Source organism: Paenilisteria newyorkensis (assembly GCF_000766145.1).
Lineage (GTDB): Bacteria > Bacillota > Bacilli > Lactobacillales > Listeriaceae > Listeria_A > Listeria_A newyorkensis.
Genome location: NZ_JNFB01000031.1, coordinates 1 through 1,494, shown reverse-complemented (window position 1 = coordinate 1,494; position 1,494 = coordinate 1). Strand labels below are relative to the sequence as shown.

Annotated in this window: 1 rRNA gene; it reads right to left on the bottom strand. The window is 52.1% G+C overall.

Features of this window, described 5'->3' with window-relative positions:
• Nucleotides 1-56: 56 nt before the first annotated feature.
• A 16S ribosomal RNA gene (locus tag EP58_RS10655) occupies nucleotides 57-1,494 on the bottom strand; the annotation flags it as partial.

Sequence of the window (1,494 nt, the reverse complement as noted above, 5' to 3'; positions counted from 1 at the left end):
CTCTCAAAACTGAACAAAACAGAAGATAAAACAAAAGCAGGTTTCCTTTTCCTTAGAAAGGAGGTGATCCAGCCGCACCTTCCGATACGGCTACCTTGTTACGACTTCACCCCAATTATCTGTCCCACCTTCGGCGGCTGGCTCCATAAAGGTTACCCTACCGACTTCGGGTGTTACAAACTCTCGTGGTGTGACGGGCGGTGTGTACAAGGCCCGGGAACGTATTCACCGTGGCATGCTGATCCACGATTACTAGTGATTCCGGCTTCATGTAGGCGAGTTGCAGCCTACAATCCGAACTGAGAATAATTTTATGGGATTAGCTCGACCTCGCGGTTTGGCAACCCTTTGTATTATCCATTGTAGCACGTGTGTAGCCCAGGTCATAAGGGGCATGATGATTTGACGTCATCCCCACCTTCCTCCGGCTTGCACCGGCAGTCACTTTAGAGTGCCCAACTAAATGCTGGCAACTAAAATCAAGGGTTGCGCTCGTTGCGGGACTTAACCCAACATCTCACGACACGAGCTGACGACAACCATGCACCACCTGTCACTTTGTCCCCGAAGGGAAAGTTCTGTCTCCAGAAGGTTCAAAGGATGTCAAGACCTGGTAAGGTTCTTCGCGTTGCTTCGAATTAAACCACATGCTCCACCACTTGTGCGGGCCCCCGTCAATTCCTTTGAGTTTCAACCTTGCGGTCGTACTCCCCAGGCGGAGTGCTTAATGCGTTAGCTGCAGCACTAAGGGGCGGAAACCCCCTAACACTTAGCACTCATCGTTTACGGCGTGGACTACCAGGGTATCTAATCCTGTTTGCTCCCCACGCTTTCGAGCCTCAGCGTCAATTACAGGCCAGTAAGCCGCCTTCGCCACTGGTGTTCCTCCACATATCTACGCATTTCACCGCTACACGTGGAATTCCACTTACCTCTCCTGCATTCAAGTCTCTCAGTTTCCAATGACCCTCCCCGGTTAAGCCGGGGGCTTTCACATCAGACTTAAGAAACCGCCTGCGCTCGCTTTACGCCCAATAAATCCGGACAACGCTTGCCACCTACGTATTACCGCGGCTGCTGGCACGTAGTTAGCCGTGGCTTTCTGGTTAGATACCGTCAAGGGACAAGCAGTTACTCTTATCCTTGTTCTTCTCTAACAACAGTGCTTTACGATCCGAAAACCTTCTTCACACACGCGGCGTTGCTCCGTCAGACTTTCGTCCATTGCGGAAGATTCCCTACTGCTGCCTCCCGTAGGAGTCTGGGCCGTGTCTCAGTCCCAGTGTGGCCGATCACCCTCTCAGGTCGGCTATGCATCGTTGCCTTGGTAGGCCATTACCCTACCAACTAGCTAATGCACCGCGGGCCCATCTGTAAGTGATAGCCGAAACCATCTTTCAAACAGGCGTCATGCGACGCTTGTTATTATTCGGTATTAGCCCCGGTTTCCCGGAGTTATCCCCAACTTACAGGCAGGTTGCCCACGTGTTACTC